Source organism: Pseudomonas sp. P97.38 (assembly GCF_001269745.1).
Classification (GTDB): Bacteria; Pseudomonadota; Gammaproteobacteria; order Pseudomonadales; family Pseudomonadaceae; genus Aquipseudomonas; species Aquipseudomonas chlororaphis_E.
Window position 1 is genome coordinate 1 of sequence record NZ_LHVJ01000007.1, and the last position, 18,471, is coordinate 18,471.

Sequence of the window (18,471 nt, forward strand, 5' to 3'; positions counted from 1 at the left end):
TGTGCACACCGCCACCGTCGACGATGGCAAGGAATGGGGCCGCGAAACCGAACTGGCCTACACCGTGCAGAGCGGCGCGCTGAAAAGCCTTAACGTGAAATGGCGCAACTCGACGATGCGGCGGGATTTCAGCACCAATGAGTTCGATGAGAACCGCATTTTCATCAGCTACCCAATCAGCTTGTTGTAAGGCGGTTGCGGTGGGTCTGCTGATTCAGGTGGTGACGGTGCCACCGTCTTCGCGGGCAAGCCCGCTCCCACAAGGGATTTGTGCTGTACGCAAATCCCTGTGGCCGCTGAACATCCCTGTGGGAGCGGGCTTGCTCGCGAAGGCGTTATCACATTCAACATCGATGCAAGCTGACCCAACGCTTTCGCGAGCAAGCTCGCTCCCACAGGGAAATGGCGGCGTAGATGGATTCGGTCGTTACCACGGCAAGGATTTTTTCCAGCGGTCAAAACGGCAACCTATAACTGATATCTCCTCACTGTTCGCTCAGGTAACTTCATGACTACGACACCTCTCCGCCATCCTCTCAATCGCCTGCTGCTGACCGGTGCCGCCGGCGGCCTCGGCAAAGTCCTGCGTGAACGCCTCAAGCCCTTCGCCCGACATATTCGCCTGTCGGACATCGCCACCATGGCCCCGGCCATCGATGAAAGCGAAGAGGTGGTGCTGTGCGACCTGTCCGACAAACAGGCCGTGCACCGGTTGGTGGAAGGCGTCGATGCCATCCTGCATTTCGGCGGTGTTTCAGTGGAGCGTCCGTTCGAGGAAATCCTCGGCCCGAACATCAGCGGTGTCTTCCACCTCTACGAAGCCGCCCGCAAGCACGGCGTCAAGCGGGTGATCTTCGCCAGTTCCAACCACGTCATCGGCTTCTACAAGCAGGACGAAACCCTCGACGCCCTCTCCCCGCGGCGCCCGGATGGCTACTACGGTCTGTCCAAGTCCTATGGTGAAGACGTGGCGAATTTCTACTTCGATCGCTACGGCATCGAGACCGTAAGCATCCGTATCGGCTCCTCGTTCGCCGAGCCACAGAACCGCCGGATGATGAGCACCTGGCTGAGCTTCGACGACCTGACCCAACTGATCGAATGCTCGCTCTACACCCCCGACGTCGGCCACACCGTGGTCTATGGCGTGTCGGCCAACCGCGACGTGTGGTGGGACAACAGCCACGCCGCGCACCTGGGCTACCAGCCCAAGGACAGTTCGGAAATCTTCCGCGCCAAGATCGAGGCACAGCCCATGCCGGCCGCCGATGACCCGGCCATGGTCTACCAGGGCGGGGCCTTCGTCGCGGCCGGCCCGTTCGACGACTGATCCGACTGTTTTCATGGGATACGAATGCACAAGGGAAGCACCATGCAAGCCGAATTGATTGTCGATGCACGCAACGCCGTCGGGGAAAGCCCGGTGTGGGTGGCCGAGGAAAACGCCCTGTACTGGGTCGATATTCCCAGCGGCGGCCTGCAGTGCTGGAACGCCGGAACCGGCCAGTTCAAGGGCTGGCAGGCCCCGGAAATGCTCGCCTGCCTCGCCCGGCATCAGGACGGTGGTTGGGTCGCGGGCATGGAAAGCGGATTCTTCCGCCTGCACCCCCATGACGACGGCAGCCTGGACAGCGAACTGTGCGCCAGCGTCGAGCACAGCCGCCCCGACATGCGCCTGAACGATGGTCGCTGCGATCGCCAGGGACGCTTCTGGGCCGGCAGCATGGTGCTGAACATGGGCGCCAACGTAGACGAGGGCCGGATGTATCGCTTCGAGGCCGGGCAACGCAGCCCGGTGCAAGCGCAGTTGAGCGGCTTCATCGTGCCCAACGGCCTGGGGTTCAGCCCGGACGGCCGCACGATGTACCTCTCGGATTCACACCCCCTGGTCCAGCGCATCTGGGCCTTCGACTATGACATCGACAGCGGCACCCCCTCGAACCGACGGCTGTTCGTCGACATGCAACCGTTGCCCGGCCGCCCGGATGGCGCGGCAGTGGATGCAGACGGTTGCTACTGGATCTGCGCCAACGATGCCGGCCTGATCCATCGCTTCACTCCGGACGGCCGGCTCGACCGCTCGCTGTCCGTGCCGGTGAAGAAACCGACGATGTGCGCCTTTGGCGGCAGTCGCCTGGACACCTTGTTCGTCACCTCGATCCGCCCCGGTGACGACACCGACCCACAGTCCCTGGCCGGGGGTGTGTTCGCCCTCAACCCCGGCGTCAAGGGCCTGGCTGAACCGGCTTTCGGAGGGTTGAACCACTCCGCGAGCTGACCTGCAGTGCCGCTTCACTGGATGAGCCCCATAAAAAAAACAAGACTGGAGATTGACCATGAATTTCAAACGCACGCTTCTGATCGCAGCATTGCCCCTGGCCTTTCTGGCGCAGGCGGCTCACGCCCTCGATATCAAGATCGCCGACATCCACCCCAAGGGCTACCCGACCGTGGTCGCCGAGGAATCCATGGGTAAAACTCTGGAGAAAGAGAGCAACGGCGAGCTGAAGTTCAAGTATTTCCCAGGTGGCGTCCTGGGCTCTGAGAAAGAAGTCATCGAGCAGATGCAAGCCGGCGCGATCCAGATGTCTCGCGTCAGCCTGGGGATCGTCGGCCCTGTGGTCCCGGACGTGAATGTCTTCAACATGCCATTCATCTTCCGTGACCAGGCGCACATGCGCGCTGTCATCGACGGTGAAGTGGGCGATGCGATCCTCGACCGGATCACCAACTCCGAGTTCGGCCTGGTGGCCCTGGCCTGGATGGATGGCGGCACGCGCAACCTCTACACCAAGAAGCCAGTGCGCAAGCTCGAAGACCTAAAAGGCATGAAGATTCGCGTGCAAGGCAACCCGATGTTCATCGAGACCATCAACGCCATGGGCGGCAACGGCATCGCCATGGACACCGGCGAAATCTTCAGCGCCTTGCAGACCGGCGTGATCGACGGCGCGGAAAACAACCCACCGACCATGCTTGAACACAACCACTACCAGAACGCCAAGTTCTACAGCCTGACCGGCCACCTGATCCTGCCCGAGCCGATCGTGATGTCGAAGATCACCTGGAACAAGCTCACCTCAGAGCAGCAAGACATGGTGAAAAAGGCGGCCAAGGCGGCCCAGGCAGAAGAGCGCGTGCTGTGGGACAAGAAGTCCGCCGCCAGTGAAGAAAAACTCAAGGCCGCCGGCGTCGAGTTCATCACCGTCGACAAGAAACCTTTCTACGACGCCACCGCACCGATCCGGGCCAAATACGGCGCGCCGTATGCCGATCTGATCAAGCGTATCGAAGCGGTCCAGTAACCCCCTCTGGATCTGAACTCACGACAAGGCTGGGCGCGCCGTGGTTAAAAGGCGCGCCCGGTTACGGTGGAACCCGATGAAGAATTTACTGCTGCGTATCAACGACACGATTTACATGACGTGCATCTGGGTGGCCGGCCTTTCTGTCCTCGCCGTTGCGCTGATGATTCCGTGGGGGGTGTTTGCCCGCTACGTACTCGGTACCGGCTCAAGCTGGCCGGAGCCCACCGCCATCTTGCTGATGATCGTATTTACGTTCATCGGTGCCGCCGCCAGCTACCGCTCCGGCTCGCACATGGCCGTGGACATGGTCACCAGCCGCCTGCCCCCGCACTGGCAAACCCTGGCTTCGGTATTCACCCAGCTCCTGATGGCGGCGGTGTGCATTTTCATGACTATCTGGGGCACCAAGCTGTGCATGACCACCTGGAATCAATTCATGAGCGCAATCCCCACCTTGCGCGTCGGCATCACCTACATGCCGATCCCGATCGGGGGTTTCCTGACACTGATTTTTGTCCTGGAAAAACTCTTGCTGGGTGATCAAAGCAAGCGTCGGGTCGTGCAGTTCGACCTGGTCGAAGAAAACGAAGGTGCCGCTTAATGGACGCTCTGATTCTGCTGGGCAGTTTTTTGTTGTTGATCATGATCGGCATGCCGGTCGCCTATGCGCTGGGCGCCGCCGCCCTGATCGGGGCGTGGTGGATCGATATTCCGTTCCAGGCCATGATGATTCAGATAACCGGCGGCGTGAACAAGTTCTCGTTGTTGGCCATTCCCTTCTTCGTCCTGGCGGGCGCGATCATGGCCGAGGGCGGCATGTCCCGCCGACTGGTGGCATTTGCCAGCGTGTTGGTAGGCTTCGTGCGCGGTGGCCTGTCATTGGTCAACCTGGTGGCTTCAAGTTTTTTTGGCGCGATCTCCGGCTCCTCCGTAGCCGATACCGCCTCGGTCGGGTCGGTGCTGATTCCGGAAATGGAGCGCCGCGGCTATCCGCGTGAGTTCGCCACCGCCGTCACCGTCAGTGGTTCGGTGCAAGCGTTGCTGACACCTCCCAGCCACAACGCGGTGCTGTACTCCCTCGCCGCTGGCGGCACCGTTTCCATCGGTTCGCTGTTCATGGCCGGCATCGTCCCCGGCATCATGATGAACCTCTGCCTGATGGCGCTGTGCCTGGTCTTTGCGAGAAAGCGCAATTACCCCAAGGGCGAGGTCATTCCGCTCAAACAAGCGTTGAAGATCTGCAAGGAAGCCATGTGGGGCATGATGACGCTGTTCATCATCCTTGGCGGCATCCTCTCGGGTGTTTTCACGGCCACCGAATCGGCCGCCATTGCCGTGGTGTGGGCTTTCTTCGTGACCATGTGCATCTATCGCGACTACAAGTGGAGTGAGTTGCCGAAACTGATGCACCGTACGGTACGCACCATCTCCATCGTGATGATCCTGATCGGCTTCGCCGCCAGTTTCGGCTACATCATGACGCTGATGGAAATTCCGGCGAAGATCACCACCGCATTCCTGACGCTATCGGATAACCGCTACGTGATCCTGATGTGCATCAACGTGATGTTGCTGCTGCTGGGCACCGTGATGGACATGGCGCCGCTGATCCTGATCCTGACACCGATCCTGATGCCGGTGATCATGGGTATCGGCGTGGATCCGGTGCAGTTCGGCATGATCATGCTGGTGAACCTGGGTATCGGCCTGATCACGCCACCGGTGGGTGCGGTGTTGTTCGTGGGTTCTGCCATCGGCAAGGTCAGCATCGAAAGCACGGTCAAGGCCCTGCTGCCGTTCTACGCCATGCTGTTCCTGGTGCTGATGCTGGTGACTTATGTCCCCGCCATTTCACTCTGGTTGCCGCATTTGGTGTTGTAACCACAGTCAACAAAAAATCCCCTTGTGGCGAGGGGATTCATCCCCGTTGGGCTGCGCAGCAGCCCCATCACAGCAGACTCAATCTGCCTGACACAGCGAGTCGGCAGGTCTTGGGGCTGCTGTGCAGCCCTACGGGGATAAATCCCCTCGCCACAACAGCGTTCGCATCAGAATTTCTGCTCAGTAGGCAAGATCATCATGACGCCCCCCCTATTGCACCTCAAAGACCAACTCACCCACCTCACCCTGGCCCCGCACCTGGGCGCCAGCCTCGTGGACTGGACCTTGCTGGGCAACGGCGCCCCGCTGCTACGCCCGAGTGCGCCCGGCGCGGTGGACAACGGCCTGCCCGGCAAGCTTGGCGGCTTCCCGCTGATCCCGTGGTCGAACCGCATTGCCCAAGGCGGTTTCGACTGCCCGTCCGGCTGGCTGGCCCTGGACGCCAACAGTGCCAACGACCCGTTTCCGATCCATGGCAGTGCCTGGCAACAACCCTGGCAAGTGACCGAACACAGCGAACAGGAAGCGTTGCTGCAACTGGACAGCCGCACCCCATTCGCCTACTGCGCCAGCCTGCGAATTCGCTTGGACAACGGCCAGTTGCAAATCGCTTTGCACGTCACTCACCTGGCCGAACAGTCGGCGTGGCATGGGTTGGGCCTGCACCCGTACTTTCCGCGCACGGCCGGTACACGCCTGCAAACCCGCGCCAGCGAAGTGTGGTTGTGCGACAGCACGAAAATGCCGACCGAACGCACAGACGTGCCGGCCGATTGGAACTTCCAGCAACCCCGCCCGCTGCCGGACACCCTGGTTGACAATGGCTTCGGGGGTTGGGACGGGCACTGCCTGATCCAGCAACCGGACTTGGGCTATGAACTGGAATGCCGGGCGAGCGGCGGCGACTACTTCCTGCTCTACTGCCCGGTGGACCTGGGGTTCTTTTGCATCGAACCGGTCAGCCACCCGGTCAACGCCCACCACCTGCCTGGACGGCCGGGGTTGCGCTTGCTGGAGCAAGGGCAGTCGGTGGCGCTGGGTTTTTCGATGCAGTGCAGGCCGCTATAACCCCTCCTCGCCTGGACTGGGTTCTCACAAAAAAGCACATGCAGCTACGCCCGAACCCACATGTACACCGCCACCCCCAGGCAGATCGCGGCAAACCCCACTTGCAGCACCCGGGCCGGGACGCGAGCCGCCAGGCGCCGGCCCAGCACCATTCCAACGATGCTGGCCACGATGAACACCGCGCCGACCTGGTCGATACGCACCCCGGCATGAAAGGCCCCCGCCACGCCGATCAGCGAAATCAGGCTGATGACCATCAGCGAGGTGGCAACGATCCCGCGCATCTGCACGTCGGTCAGTTGCTTGAACGCCGGCACGATCAGGAAACCGCCGCCCACGCCCAACAGGCCGGAGACCACGCCGGTCACCGCGCCAAGCGCCGCCAGCGTGGCGGTGCAGCGCGGGGTCCAGGCCAGGCGCCCGGTCTGGCGGTCGAGCATGCAATTCTTCTGGCCCCAACTGGCCGCGCCGTGGTCGCTTGGCCCGGACTGCGGGGTTTCCCGGCGCAACATGCGCGCCGCTACCAGCACCATCAGCAGGCTGAACAGGATCATCAGAATCTTTTCCGAGAGCTGATGGGCCAGGAAGATGCCCAACGGCGAAAACACCGCCCCCAGCAGCGCGATCAGCAACGCCGCGCGATAGCGCACCAGACCATGACGCAGGCCATCGATGGCGCCCACCGCCGCCGCGCTGCCCACGGCGAACAGCGCCACGGGCGCGGCCTGGGTCATGCTCAAGCCCAGCCCCAGCACCAACGCCGGAACCGCGAGAATCCCACCGCCCGCCCCCGTCAAGCCCAGGATCAGGCCCATGACCACGCCGAAAAAACTCGCCAGTAACATAAGTCTCTCTCACGCCGCGCACACCTGTTGGCAGGTGCGATCGCATTTGCAGGACGCCGTGGCCCTCACTAAGCTGCGGACCATATGTTGTAAACCTTACGGGTTGCAACCGGTTCTTCCCCTACAGGCTCGCTGTCATGCCCGCGCAGATCCAAGGCTTTCTCGACCCCGCTTCCAAGACCTACACCTATGTCGTGTATGAGCACGACGGCGGGCAATGCGCAGTGGTCGATCCGGTACTCGACTACGACCCGGCCTCGGGGCGCAGTGCGACGACACAGGCCGACCGTATCGTCGCGTTCGTGGCCGAACACCGCTTGACCGTGCAATGGCTGCTGGAAACCCACGCCCATGCCGATCACCTGTCCGCCGCGCCCTATCTGCGCCGAGTACTGGGTGGCCGGATCGCCATCGGCCACGCCATCGACCGGGTCCAGCGGGTGTTCAAGACGCTGTTCAACCTAGAACCGCAATTTGCCGTGGACGGCTCGCAGTTCGACCACCTGTTCGCCGCCGACGAATCCTTCGCCATTGGCAACCTCAAGGCCACCGCCCTGCATGTGCCCGGTCATACCCCGGCGGACATGGCTTACCTGATCGATGGGGACGTGATCCTGGTGGGGGACACGCTGTTCATGCCCGACGTCGGCACCGCCCGCTGCGACTTCCCCGGCGGCGACGCCCACCAGCTCTACGCGTCGATCCGCAAACTGCTGGCATTTCCCGCCGGCGTGCGGCTCTACGTGTGCCACGACTACCCGCCAGAGCACCGCGAACCCCAATGCATGAGCACTGTGGGCGAGCAGCGTCAGCACAACATTCACATTCACGACGGCATCGACGAAGCCACGTTCGTGGCCATGCGTACCCAGCGCGACGGTACGCTGGGCATGCCGACGCTGTTGTTGCCTGCGGTGCAGGTGAACGTGCGGGCCGGGCATCTGCCGCCGGCCGAAGACAATGGCGTGGCGTACCTGAAGATTCCGATCAATCAGCTGTAGCAGTATGGGGCTGCTGCGCAGCCCAGCGGGAGCAAGCTCCCTCGCCACAGGACGATGTTCGATCCGGTACCGGCCCGCCAGTTACCTTCCCCGTGGCGAGGGAGCTTGCTCCCGCTGGGGCGCGAAGCGGCCCCAATCTTCAGGTACCCAACGTCAACCCATTGGCCGGCAACGGCAACGCCGTCTTGTAGCGCACCTGCTTGAGGGCGAAGCTGGAGCGGATGTTCGCCACGCCCGGGACCTTGGTCAAAAAGTCCATCATGAAACGCTCCAGCGACTGGATCGTCGGCACCAGCACGCGGATCAGGTAGTCCGGGTCGCCCGCCATCAGGTAGCACTCCATCACCTCCGGCCGGTCGGAGATCGCCTCCTCGAAGTGCTGCAGCGCCTCTTCCACCTGTTTCTCCAGGCTGACGTGGATGAACACGTTCACGTGCAGGCCCAGCAGGTCGGCGTCCAGCAAGGTGACCTGCTCGCGGATCACCCCCAGCTCTTCCATGGCCCGTACCCGGTTGAAGCACGGCGTGGGCGAAAGATTGACCGAGCGGGCGAGATCGGCGTTGGTGATGCGGGCGTTCTCCTGAAGGCTGTTCAGAATGCCGATGTCGGTGCGATCCAATTTACGCATGAGACAAATAATCCTGTTTTTTATCGTTGTGCAGATTTTTTATCTGCAAATGATCTGAACAGCAAGCCAACAGAGAAAAATATTCTTCCTCGTCGAGCCTATGATTGTTGTAGGACAATTTCCCCGTACCACGGGGAATTCGTCAGCTAGCGCGCCCACTACAAGAAATTCACAAGATCGAGCGTAGAAAGCCATGAACCCAGCGTACGAACCGCTACGCCTGCACGTTCCCGAACCCTCGGGCCGTCCCGGCTGCAAGACCGACTTCTCCTACCTGCATCTGAGCGACGCCGGCACGGTGCGCAAACCGCCCATCGACGTGGAGCCGGCCGACACCATCGACCTGGCCCGCAGCCTGATTCGCGTGCTCGACGACCAGGGCAACGCCTTGGGTGAATGGGCCAAGGACATCCCCGTCGACATCCTGCGCAAAGGCATGCGTGCCATGCTCAAGACGCGGATCTACGACAACCGCATGGTGGTCGCCCAGCGTCAGAAAAAGATGTCGTTCTACATGCAGAGCCTTGGCGAGGAAGCCATCGGCAGCGCCCAGGCCCTGGCGTTGAACATCGACGACATGTGCTTCCCCACCTATCGTCAGCAAAGCATCCTGATGGCCCGCGACGTGCCGCTGGTCGACCTGATCTGCCAACTGCTGTCCAACGAGCGCGATCCGCTCAAGGGCCGGCAGTTGCCGATCATGTACTCGGTCAAGGACGCTGGTTTCTTCACCATTTCCGGTAACCTGGCCACGCAATTCATCCAAGGCGTGGGCTGGGGCATGGCCTCGGCGATCAAGGGCGACACCAAGATCGCCTCGGCCTGGATCGGTGACGGTGCCACCGCCGAATCGGACTTCCACACCGCCCTCACCTTCGCCCACGTCTACCGCGCACCGGTGATCCTCAACGTGGTCAACAACCAATGGGCGATCTCCACCTTCCAGGCCATCGCCGGCGGTGAAGCCACGACCTTCGCCGGACGCGGCGTCGGTTGCGGCATCGCTTCGCTGCGGGTCGATGGCAACGACTTCATGGCCGTCTACGCCGCCTCGCGCTGGGCCGCCGAACGCGCCCGCCGCAACCTCGGCCCGGCGCTGATCGAATGGGTCACCTACCGCGCCGGCCCGCACTCCACCTCCGACGATCCTTCCAAGTACCGCCCCGCCGACGACTGGAGCCACTTCCCGCTGGGCGACCCGATTGCCCGCCTCAAGCAACACATGATCCGCGAGGGCGTCTGGTCGGAAGAGGAACACGCCGCCGTCAGCGCCGAGCTGGAAGCGCAGATCATCGCCGCCCAGAAAGAAGCCGAGCAGTACGGCACGCTCGCCGGCGGCCAGGTGCCGAGCGCCGCGACGATGTTCGAAGACGTCTACAAAGAGATGCCGGAGCACTTGAAGCGCCAGCGTCAGCAGTTGGGGATCTGACATGAACGATCACAACAACACTATTGCGCTGGATACCGCCATGACCACTACCACCATGACCATGATCCAGGCTTTGCGCTCGGCCATGGACGTGATGCTCGAACGCGACGACAACGTCGTGGTGTTCGGCCAGGACGTGGGCTACTTCGGCGGCGTGTTCCGCTGCACCGAAGGCCTGCAGAACAAGTACGGCACCTCGCGGGTGTTCGACGCGCCGATTTCCGAAAGCGGCATCGTCGGCGTGGCGGTGGGCATGGGCGCCTACGGCTTGCGGCCCGTGGCTGAAATCCAGTTCGCCGACTACGTCTACCCGGCCTCGGACCAGATCATTTCCGAAGCGGCGCGCCTGCGCTATCGCTCGGCCGGCGAGTTCACCGCGCCGATGACCCTGCGCATGCCCTGCGGCGGCGGGATCTATGGCGGCCAGACCCACAGCCAGAGCATCGAGGCGATGTTCACCCAGGTCTGTGGCCTGCGCACGGTGATGCCATCGAACCCCTACGACGCCAAGGGCCTGTTGATCGCCTCCATCGAGAACGATGACCCGGTGATCTTCCTCGAACCCAAGCGCCTGTATAACGGCCCGTTCGACGGGCACCACGACCGCCCGGTAACGCCGTGGTCGAAACACCCCAACGCGCAAGTCCCGGACGGTTACTACACCGTGCCGCTGGACGTGGCCGCCATCACCCGTCCCGGCAATGAGGTGACCATCCTCACCTACGGCACCACCGTCTACGTGTCCCAGGTGGCCGCCGAGGAAAGTGGCGTCGACGCCGAGGTCATCGACCTGCGCAGCCTGTGGCCGCTGGACCTGGAAACCATCGTCAAGTCAGTGAAAAAGACCGGCCGCTGCGTGATCGTCCACGAAGCCACCCGCACCTGCGGCTTCGGCGCCGAGCTGGTGTCGCTGGTCCAGGAACATTGCTTCCACTACCTGGAAGCGCCCATCGAGCGCGTCACCGGTTGGGACACCCCCTACCCGCATGCGCAGGAGTGGGCGTATTTCCCAGGGCCGTCCCGTGTGGGTGCGGCGTTGAAACGGGTCATGGAGGTCTGAATGGGCACGCACGTTATCAAGATGCCGGACATTGGCGAAGGCATCGCCGAAGTGGAACTGTCGGTGTGGCACGTCAAGGTCGGCGACCTGGTGGTCGAGGACCAGGTGCTGGCCGATGTCATGACCGACAAGGCCATGGTGGACATCCCCTCGCCGGTACACGGCCGGGTCATTGCCCTGGGCGGCGAGCCGGGCGAAGTCATGGCGGTAGGCAGCGAACTGATCCGCATTGAAGTGGAAGGCGCCGGCAACCTCAAGGAATCGGCACAAGCGGCCCCTGAGGTGCAGGCCGCGAAACCGGCGCCGGCGCCGCCCCCTGTGCCGGTGGCAGCCGCACAACCGGCGACACAAAAGCCCACCGCCCCGCGTCCGGCCGCCCAGGCCCCGGTGGCCCGCGAACCCAATGAGCGTCCGCTGGCATCCCCCGCGGTGCGCAAGCACGCCTTGGACCTGGGTATCCAGTTGCGCCTGGTCCAGGGCAGCGGCCCCGCCGGCCGGGTGCTGCACGAAGACCTGGAAGCGTACCTGGCCCAAGGTCCTTCGACGCAGGCCAAGGGCGGTTCCGGCTACGCCGAACGCCACGACGAGCAGCAGATCCCGGTGATCGGCATGCGTCGCAAGATCGCCCAGCGCATGCAGGAAGCGACCCAGCGCGCCGCCCATTTCAGCTACGTCGAGGAAATCGACGTCACCGCCCTGGAAGAGCTGCGGCTCCACTTGAATGAAAAACATGGTGCCAACCGCGGCAAGCTGACCCTGTTGCCATTCCTGTTGCGAGCGCTGGTGGTGGCCCTGCGAGACTTCCCGCAGATGAACGCGCGCTACGACGACGAAGCCCAGGTCATCCATCGTTCTGGCGCGGTGCACGTCGGCGTGGCCACCCAGAGCGACGTCGGCCTGATGGTGCCGGTGGTGCGCCATGCCGAGGCCCGCAGCCTGTGGGACAGCGCGGCCGAGATCAGCCGCCTCGCCACGGCCGCCCGCAACGGCAAGGCCAGCCGCGATGAACTGTCCGGCTCGACCATCACCCTGACCAGCCTGGGCGCCCTCGGCGGCATCGTCAGCACGCCGGTGCTGAACCTGCCGGAAGTGGCCATCGTCGGCGTGAACAAGATCGTCGAGCGACCCATGGTCATCAAGGGCCAGATCGTCGTCCGCAAAATGATGAACCTCTCCAGTTCCTTCGATCACCGGGTGGTCGATGGCATGGACGCGGCGCAATTCATTCAGGCCCTGCGCGGTCTGCTCGAACAACCCGCCACCTTGTTCGTCGATTAATCATGGGAGCTGGCATGCAACAGACTTTGAACACCACCTTGCTGATCATCGGCGGCGGCCCTGGCGGTTATGTGGCGGCGATCCGTGCCGGGCAACTGGGCATCCCGACCATCCTGGTGGAAGGCCAGGCGCTGGGCGGAACCTGCCTGAACATCGGCTGCATCCCGTCCAAGGCGCTCATCCATGTGGCCGAGCAGTTTCACCAGACGCGGCACCACAGTCAGGGGTCGGCATTGGGCATCACGGTCGCGGCGCCGAGCCTGGACATCGGCAAGAGCGTCGAATGGAAAGACGGCATCGTCGATCGCCTGACCACCGGCGTCGCAGCGCTGCTCAAGAAGCACAAGGTCCAGGTCATCCAGGGCTGGGCCAAGGTTGTCGACGGCAAGACCGTCGAAGTCGGCGACACCCGCATCCAGTGCGAACACCTGCTGCTGGCCACCGGCTCGACCAGCGTCAACCTGCCGATGCTGCCGCTGGGCGGGCCGATCGTGTCCTCCACCGAAGCCCTCGCGCCGACCTCGGTGCCCAGGCACCTGGTGGTGGTCGGCGGCGGCTACATCGGCCTGGAGCTGGGCATCGCCTACCGCAAGCTCGGCGCCGAGGTCAGTGTGGTCGAAGCCCAGGAGCGGATCCTGCCGGCCTACGACGGCGAGCTGACCCAGCCGGTGCACGAAGCGCTCAAGCAACTGGGTGTGAAGCTGTACCTCAAGCACAGCGTCGAAGGGTTCGATGCACAGGCCAGCACGTTGCAAGTCCGTGACCCGGCTGGCGACAGCCTGAACCTTGAGACCGACCGGGTCCTGGTCGCCGTGGGGCGCCGGCCCAACACCCAGGGCTGGAACCTCGAAGCACTGGACTTGGCGATGAACGGCGCGGCGGTAAAAATCGACCAGCGTTGCCAGACCAGCATGCGCAATGTCTGGGCCATCGGGGACCTGAGCGGCGAACCGATGCTCGCCCACCGGGCCATGGCCCAGGGCGAAATGGTCGCCGAACTGATCGCCGGTCGGCAGCGGGAATTCAACCCGGCGGCCATCGCCGCGGTGTGCTTCACCGACCCGGAGCTGGTGGTGGTGGGCAAGACACCGGACGAGGCCAAGGCGGCCGGCCTGGACTGCATCGTTTCCAGCTTCCCGTTCGCCGCCAACGGCCGCGCCATGACCCTGGAATCGAAAAGCGGCTTCGTTCGGGTCGTGGCGCGACGGGACAATCACCTGATCGTCGGCTGGCAGGCCGTCGGCGTGGGCGTCTCGGAACTGGCCACCGCGTTCGGCCAGTCACTGGAAATGGGCGCGCGCCTGGAAGACATCGCCGGCACCATCCACGCCCACCCGACGCTGGGTGAGGCGGTACAGGAAGCGGCGCTGCGGGCGTTGGGGCATGCGTTGCATGTGTGACTCAGGGGATTTGAGGGTGTGAGTGGTGGCCTCTTCGCGAGCAAGCCCGCTCCCACAGGTGATCCCGGTCGCTCATGCGAACGCAATCCAATGTGGGAGCGGGCTTGCTCGCGAATTTTCAAAAACACCACCATTTATCTGCCTACCCCAATCGAGCAGGCTGCGAAACAGCCCCGGAATGAAGTATTGTTGTCCCCATCCAAAAAACGTCAGAAGCCTTGAACCGTTTCGACGGTTGTTAAGCAATAGAGGGTGTCATGGGTAACGAGAGCATCAATTGGGACAAACTGGGCTTTGACTACATCAAGACCGACAAGCGCTACCTGTCGCACTGGCGCGATGGCGCCTGGGACGCCGGCACCCTGACCGACGACAGTGTGCTGCACATCAGCGAAGGCTCCACCGCCCTGCACTACGGCCAGCAATGCTTCGAGGGCCTGAAGGCCTATCGTTGCAAGGACGGCTCGATCAACCTGTTCCGCCCGGACCAGAACGCCGCCCGCATGCAGCGCAGTTGCGCCCGCCTGCTGATGCCGCAGGTCGACACCGAACAGTTCGTCGAAGCCTGCAAGCAAGTGGTCCGCGCCAACGAACGCTTCATCCCGCCCTACGGCACCGGCGGCGCGCTGTACCTGCGTCCGTTCGTGATCGGCGTGGGTGACAACATCGGTGTGCGCACCGCGCCCGAATTCATCTTCTCGATCTTCTGCATCCCGGTCGGCGCCTACTTCAAGGGCGGCCTGACCCCGCACAACTTCCTGATCTCCACCTTCGACCGCGCCGCCCCACAAGGCACCGGCGCGGCCAAGGTCGGTGGCAACTACGCCGCCAGCCTGATGCCGGGTTCCCAGGCCAAGAAGGCCAGCTTCGCCGACTGCATCTACCTCGATCCGCTGACTCACACCAAGATCGAGGAAGTCGGTTCGGCCAACTTCTTCGGCATCACCCACGACGGCAAATTCGTCACCCCCAACTCCCCTTCGGTCCTGCCAGGCATCACTCGCCTGTCGCTGATCGAACTGGCCAAATCGCGCTTGGGGCTGGAAGTGATCGAAGGCGACGTGCTGATCGACAAGCTGTCGGACTTCAAGGAAGCCGGTGCCTGCGGTACCGCGGCGGTGATCACGCCGATCGGCGGCATCCACTACAAGGACAAGCTGCACGTGTTCCACAGCGAAACCGAAGTCGGCCCGATCACCCAGAAGCTCTACAAAGAGCTGACCGGCGTGCAGACCGGTGACGTCGAAGCGCCAGCGGGTTGGATCGTCAAGGTCTGATCCACTTGTGGCGAGGGAGCAAGCTCCCTCGCCACAAGCCCAAGCCTTGCTTCAGCGCAGTTCCACGGTGGGCGCGAGCCTGCTCGCGACGGCATCGGCCGGTGCAACCGCTTGCTCGACATCCACGCCAAACCGCGCGGCCATTTCCTTGCGCCCGCTGGCTGTCAGCCCCAGTGCCCGGCTGTCCAGGTCCTGGAGCACCCATTTGCGCTTGATCGCCACTTGCAACAACGCCGCTCCCAAGGCGCCGCCCAGGTGCGGACGGCGCATGCTCCAGTCCAGGCAGGGGCAGGCGAACCGACGTCGTTGCGCGGCGAGCACCTGAACATCAATGCCCATCTCCGCAAATATTTGCTCGCCCGACTCGCTCAGCCCATAGCCCTGCCCTGCCTCCACCAGCCACCCGGCCTCAAGTAAGCGATCATGCAGCCGCACCGCCAAGGTGCCGGCCATGTGGTCGTAGCAGGTGCGGGCAAACTGCAGGCGATCCGGGGTGCGCGGGGTAAAGGTCGGCGCGGCGCTCTGGCCGATCACCATCAACGCTTCAAGGGCTTGGGCGACGCGCTTGTCCGCCAGGCTGTAGTAACGATGACGCCCCTGCACATGCACGCGCACCAAGGCCAGGTCCTTGAGCTTCGCCAAGTGGGCACTGGCGGTGGAAGCACTGACGTCGGCAATGCTGGCCAGCTCGGTGCTGGTCCGGGCGTGGCCGTCCATCAACGCGCACAACATACGGGTCCGGGCCGGCTCGGCAATGGCCGCAGCCACCTGGGAGACTCCCAGGTCATGCAGTTCCGCTTCCATATTTCGCTCCCTGACGAATAAAGCCATGCATCATCTGCAAAGAGTAGCAACACTTTCAACTGGAGGTTGCCGGCTCGCAGTCGACGCCGCTCAATCGTCCCGGGTCAGCACTTCCAGCAGCTCGATCTCGAAAATGAGGTTGGCGTTGGGCTTGATGTGCGCGCCCATGGAGCGCTCACCGTAGGCCAGGTGGGCCGGTACCCACAGCTTGCGCTTGCCGCCCACCTTCATGCCCATCAGCCCCACGTCCCAGCCCTTGATGACGCGACCAGTGCCGATCACGCACTGGAACGGCTTGCCACGGCTATAGGACGAATCGAATTCAGTGCCGTCTTCGAGCGTGCCACGGTATTGGGTGGTGATCAGCGCGCCTTTGACTACGCTTTTGCCGTCGCCCTGTTGCAGGTCGGTGATGTGCAGTTCTTCGTTCATGGAGTCTGTCCGTGTTGTGTTTTTGTGGCGCAGGGATTATCCCCTGGCCACAGGTCCGTGTCCGTATCCATATGCAACTGTGGCGCATCGAGCGGGTCAGCAGTAGGGAACCGCTCAAGCCACTTCGGTTCACATGGGTATCGCCCTGCATTTCAGATAAGGATTTTCTGATGTTCGACTCTCGCCCGCTCTACGGTTTCATTCCTCCGTACATCCTCAATCGCATCATTGCCCACGGCTCCGAACAGCAACGTTCCAGCGCCCTTGGCACCCTGACCCACGTGCGCAGCCTGCGGCACAACCCCGGCCCGCCTGACCAGCCGCCCGCCGCGGCGAAACTGCCCAAGCCGGGCAAGGCCGGCCACCCGCAGCGCAGCGTGCACGACGCACAGAACACCATGGAACTGCCTGGCCAGCCGATACGCCTGGAAGGCCAGCCGGCCAGCGGCGACCCAGCCGTAGACGAGGCCTACGATGCCCTCGGCGCCACCTACGATTTTTTCTGGAAGATCCTCGGCCGCGACTCCATCGACAACAAGGGCTTCGCCCTGGTAGGCAGCGTGCATTATGGACAAGGCTACGAAAACGCCTTCTGGAACGGCGCGCAAATGGTGTTCGGCGACGGTGACGGGGAGATTTTCCAGCGCTTCACCCGCTCCCTCGACGTGGTGGCCCACGAGCTGGCCCACGGCGTCACCGAAAGCGAAGCCGGGCTGGTCTACGCCAACCAGTCCGGTGCTCTGAACGAGTCCATCTCCGATGTGTTCGGCGTACTGGTCAAGCAGTACGTACTGGAACAGACCGCCGACCAGGCCGATTGGCTGATCGGTGCCGACCTTCTCACCGACAAGATCAACGGCGATGGCCTGCGCAGCATGTCCAACCCCGGCACCGCCTACAACGACCCGCTGCTGGGCAAGGACCCGCAACCGTCGCACATGCGCGAATTCGTCATTACCCGCGAGGACAACGGCGGCGTGCACATCAACTCCGGCATCCCCAACCGCGCCTTTTATCTGGTGGCGACCACGCTGGGCGGATTTGCCTGGGAAAAAGCCGGCCGGATCTGGTATGACACCTTGTGCGACAGAAAACTGGCCAACGACGCGTCCTTCAGCGACTTCGCCCGCCTGACCGTCGAGCATGCCCGCCAGCGCTTCGGTACGCGGGAAGTGCAAGCGGTGCAAGACGGCTGGCGCCAGGTCGGCGTCGACCTGACACAGGAGCGTTGATGAAAACCCTTCCAGAGCTCGACGACAACGCCGTGGTACGGCTGTCACGCCAGGGTGGCGTGGCGGCCATCCATGCCCTGACCCGGCCACGGGAAATCGAATTCGCCCAATGCGACATCGACCAGCGCAGCCGCATCTGTTCGGTCCTGGAGGGCTGCCTGCCGCTGGCCTCGCCCGCACCTGGGCGCGGCGACCAGCGCTTCTTCCAGATCGAGGTGCGTTACCGCACCAACGACCAGGACGATGAAATGGTGCTCAAGGTGCCCGAGGATCAGGCACCCGGCGAGCTGGTTCATCTGTGGGACAAAGGCGAATTGCTATGATGGCCTAGCGCGTGGCGGGGGTGATCTTGAGGATCCGGCCAGACGCGATCACCACCATCACGTACTTGTCATTGATCTGCACCCATTGCGAACCCTCGTCGGGGGCTTCGAGGCCCTTCTCTTTCCAGTTCTTGATGGCTTTTTCCGGGCGCTGGTACTCCGCCGGCGTCCGGTCGGCCTCCACCAGTCGGCGCCCATTGTTGGGCGAGTGCTCCACTGCATCTCCGGTGGCTTGCGCCGCGTGTGCCACGGGCCCGAGGGCTCCAAGACCGGCGATCAGGACCAGGCTGGCGATCAGGGGGGATTTGCGCATAGAAAAGCTCCAGTTATTCGGGGTACTGAAACTGGGACTTCAACGGCGGCGAATCATTCCTTTTACTGTGAAGACAGGTGCCTGCCGCGGGCCCATTGTGCAAGCGGGCAACTGTGGGAGCGGGCTTGCCCGCGAAAGCGGTAGGCCAGCCAACATGACTGTCGTTTGACGCGACGCCTTCACGGGTAAACC

General features: G+C 63.1%; 20 protein-coding genes. 15 read left to right on the forward strand and 5 right to left on the reverse strand.

Annotation, left to right across the window (positions count from 1 at the left end; genetic code table 11):
• The 7 genes from AD664_RS00380 to AD664_RS00410 form a co-directional block, all read left to right on the forward strand.
• A partial coding sequence (locus AD664_RS00380) for an OprD family outer membrane porin (protein WP_157061523.1) occupies positions 1-190 on the forward strand: 190 nt, incomplete at its 5' end.
• A 318-nt stretch (positions 191-508) separates the two neighbouring features.
• Positions 509-1,330 (forward strand): NAD(P)-dependent oxidoreductase, encoded by an 822-nt coding sequence (locus AD664_RS00385; RefSeq protein ID WP_053143631.1) that lies wholly within the window; start codon positions 509-511, stop codon positions 1,328-1,330.
• 42 nt (positions 1,331-1,372) lie between these two features.
• Complete coding sequence (locus tag AD664_RS00390; RefSeq protein WP_053143632.1) at positions 1,373-2,278, forward strand: SMP-30/gluconolactonase/LRE family protein; 906 nt, start codon at positions 1,373-1,375, stop codon at positions 2,276-2,278.
• Between the two features lie 58 nt (positions 2,279-2,336).
• The gene (locus AD664_RS00395; RefSeq protein WP_053143634.1) at positions 2,337-3,305 is read left to right on the forward strand and encodes a TRAP transporter substrate-binding protein; all 969 of its coding nucleotides are present in this window, start codon (positions 2,337-2,339) and stop codon (positions 3,303-3,305) included.
• A 76-nt stretch (positions 3,306-3,381) separates the two neighbouring features.
• Positions 3,382-3,909, forward strand: coding sequence for a TRAP transporter small permease (locus AD664_RS00400; protein WP_042730808.1), 528 nt, complete (start codon positions 3,382-3,384; stop codon positions 3,907-3,909).
• On the forward strand, positions 3,909-5,189 hold the full coding sequence (locus AD664_RS00405; protein WP_042730809.1) for a TRAP transporter large permease: 1,281 nt from the start codon (positions 3,909-3,911) through the stop codon (positions 5,187-5,189). Before AD664_RS00400 ends, AD664_RS00405 begins: the two co-directional genes overlap by 1 nt.
• A 198-nt stretch (positions 5,190-5,387) precedes the next feature.
• Complete coding sequence (locus tag AD664_RS00410; RefSeq protein ID WP_053143635.1) at positions 5,388-6,257, forward strand: aldose 1-epimerase; 870 nt, start codon at positions 5,388-5,390, stop codon at positions 6,255-6,257.
• A 44-nt stretch (positions 6,258-6,301) separates the two neighbouring features.
• On the opposite strand, the gene AD664_RS00415 is transcribed toward AD664_RS00410, so the two are convergent.
• Positions 6,302-7,102: a sulfite exporter TauE/SafE family protein gene (locus AD664_RS00415; RefSeq protein ID WP_053143637.1), complete on the reverse strand. Its 801-nt coding sequence runs from the start codon at positions 7,100-7,102 to the stop codon at positions 6,302-6,304.
• Between the two features lie 137 nt (positions 7,103-7,239).
• Here AD664_RS00415 and AD664_RS00420 point away from each other — a divergent pair, with 137 nt between their 5' ends.
• A complete protein-coding gene (locus AD664_RS00420; RefSeq protein WP_053143639.1) occupies positions 7,240-8,103 on the forward strand; it encodes an MBL fold metallo-hydrolase in 864 nt (287 codons plus the stop codon).
• 139 nt (positions 8,104-8,242) lie between these two features.
• On the opposite strand, the gene bkdR is transcribed toward AD664_RS00420, so the two are convergent.
• Entirely contained in the window at positions 8,243-8,731 is a 489-nt protein-coding gene (gene bkdR, locus AD664_RS00425) for a Bkd operon transcriptional regulator BkdR (RefSeq protein ID WP_003202929.1), read from the reverse strand.
• Positions 8,732-8,924: 193 nt separating this feature from the next.
• On the opposite strand from bkdR, the gene AD664_RS00430 reads away from it, so the two are divergent.
• From AD664_RS00430 to AD664_RS00450, 5 genes are all read left to right on the forward strand, one after another.
• Complete coding sequence (locus AD664_RS00430; protein WP_042730814.1) at positions 8,925-10,160, forward strand: 3-methyl-2-oxobutanoate dehydrogenase (2-methylpropanoyl-transferring) subunit alpha; 1,236 nt, start codon at positions 8,925-8,927, stop codon at positions 10,158-10,160.
• A gap of 1 nt (position 10,161) precedes the next feature.
• The gene (locus AD664_RS00435) at positions 10,162-11,220 is read left to right on the forward strand and encodes an alpha-ketoacid dehydrogenase subunit beta (protein ID WP_053143641.1); all 1,059 of its coding nucleotides are present in this window, start codon (positions 10,162-10,164) and stop codon (positions 11,218-11,220) included.
• Positions 11,221-12,498, forward strand: coding sequence for a dihydrolipoamide acetyltransferase family protein (locus AD664_RS00440; protein WP_053143643.1), 1,278 nt, complete (start codon positions 11,221-11,223; stop codon positions 12,496-12,498).
• A 14-nt stretch (positions 12,499-12,512) separates the two neighbouring features.
• Positions 12,513-13,898: a dihydrolipoyl dehydrogenase gene (gene lpdA / locus AD664_RS00445; protein WP_053143645.1), complete on the forward strand. Its 1,386-nt coding sequence runs from the start codon at positions 12,513-12,515 to the stop codon at positions 13,896-13,898.
• Between the two features lie 257 nt (positions 13,899-14,155).
• Entirely contained in the window at positions 14,156-15,175 is a 1,020-nt protein-coding gene (locus tag AD664_RS00450) for a branched-chain amino acid aminotransferase (protein ID WP_053143647.1), read from the forward strand.
• A 51-nt stretch (positions 15,176-15,226) separates the two neighbouring features.
• Here the strand turns inward: AD664_RS00450 and AD664_RS00455 are convergent, their stop codons facing one another.
• Together AD664_RS00455 and AD664_RS00460 are read right to left on the reverse strand one after the other, a co-directional pair.
• Entirely contained in the window at positions 15,227-15,979 is a 753-nt protein-coding gene (locus AD664_RS00455; RefSeq protein WP_053143648.1) for a helix-turn-helix transcriptional regulator, read from the reverse strand.
• A gap of 90 nt (positions 15,980-16,069) precedes the next feature.
• Positions 16,070-16,411 carry an FKBP-type peptidyl-prolyl cis-trans isomerase gene (locus tag AD664_RS00460; RefSeq protein WP_053143649.1) on the reverse strand — a complete coding sequence of 114 codons (342 nt, stop codon included), beginning with the start codon at positions 16,409-16,411 and terminating at the stop codon, positions 16,070-16,072.
• A gap of 170 nt (positions 16,412-16,581) precedes the next feature.
• Here AD664_RS00460 and AD664_RS00465 point away from each other — a divergent pair, with 170 nt between their 5' ends.
• On the forward strand, positions 16,582-17,643 hold the full coding sequence (locus AD664_RS00465) for a M4 family metallopeptidase (protein WP_053143650.1): 1,062 nt from the start codon (positions 16,582-16,584) through the stop codon (positions 17,641-17,643).
• A complete protein-coding gene (locus tag AD664_RS00470; RefSeq protein WP_047738894.1) occupies positions 17,643-17,966 on the forward strand; it encodes a protealysin inhibitor emfourin in 324 nt (107 codons plus the stop codon). The genes AD664_RS00465 and AD664_RS00470 overlap by 1 nt, the downstream gene beginning before the upstream one ends.
• Positions 17,967-17,970: 4 nt before the next feature.
• Here the strand turns inward: AD664_RS00470 and AD664_RS00475 are convergent, their stop codons facing one another.
• Positions 17,971-18,279 (reverse strand): RcnB family protein, encoded by a 309-nt coding sequence (locus tag AD664_RS00475; protein WP_053143652.1) that lies wholly within the window; start codon positions 18,277-18,279, stop codon positions 17,971-17,973.
• Positions 18,280-18,471: the final 192 nt, after the last annotated feature.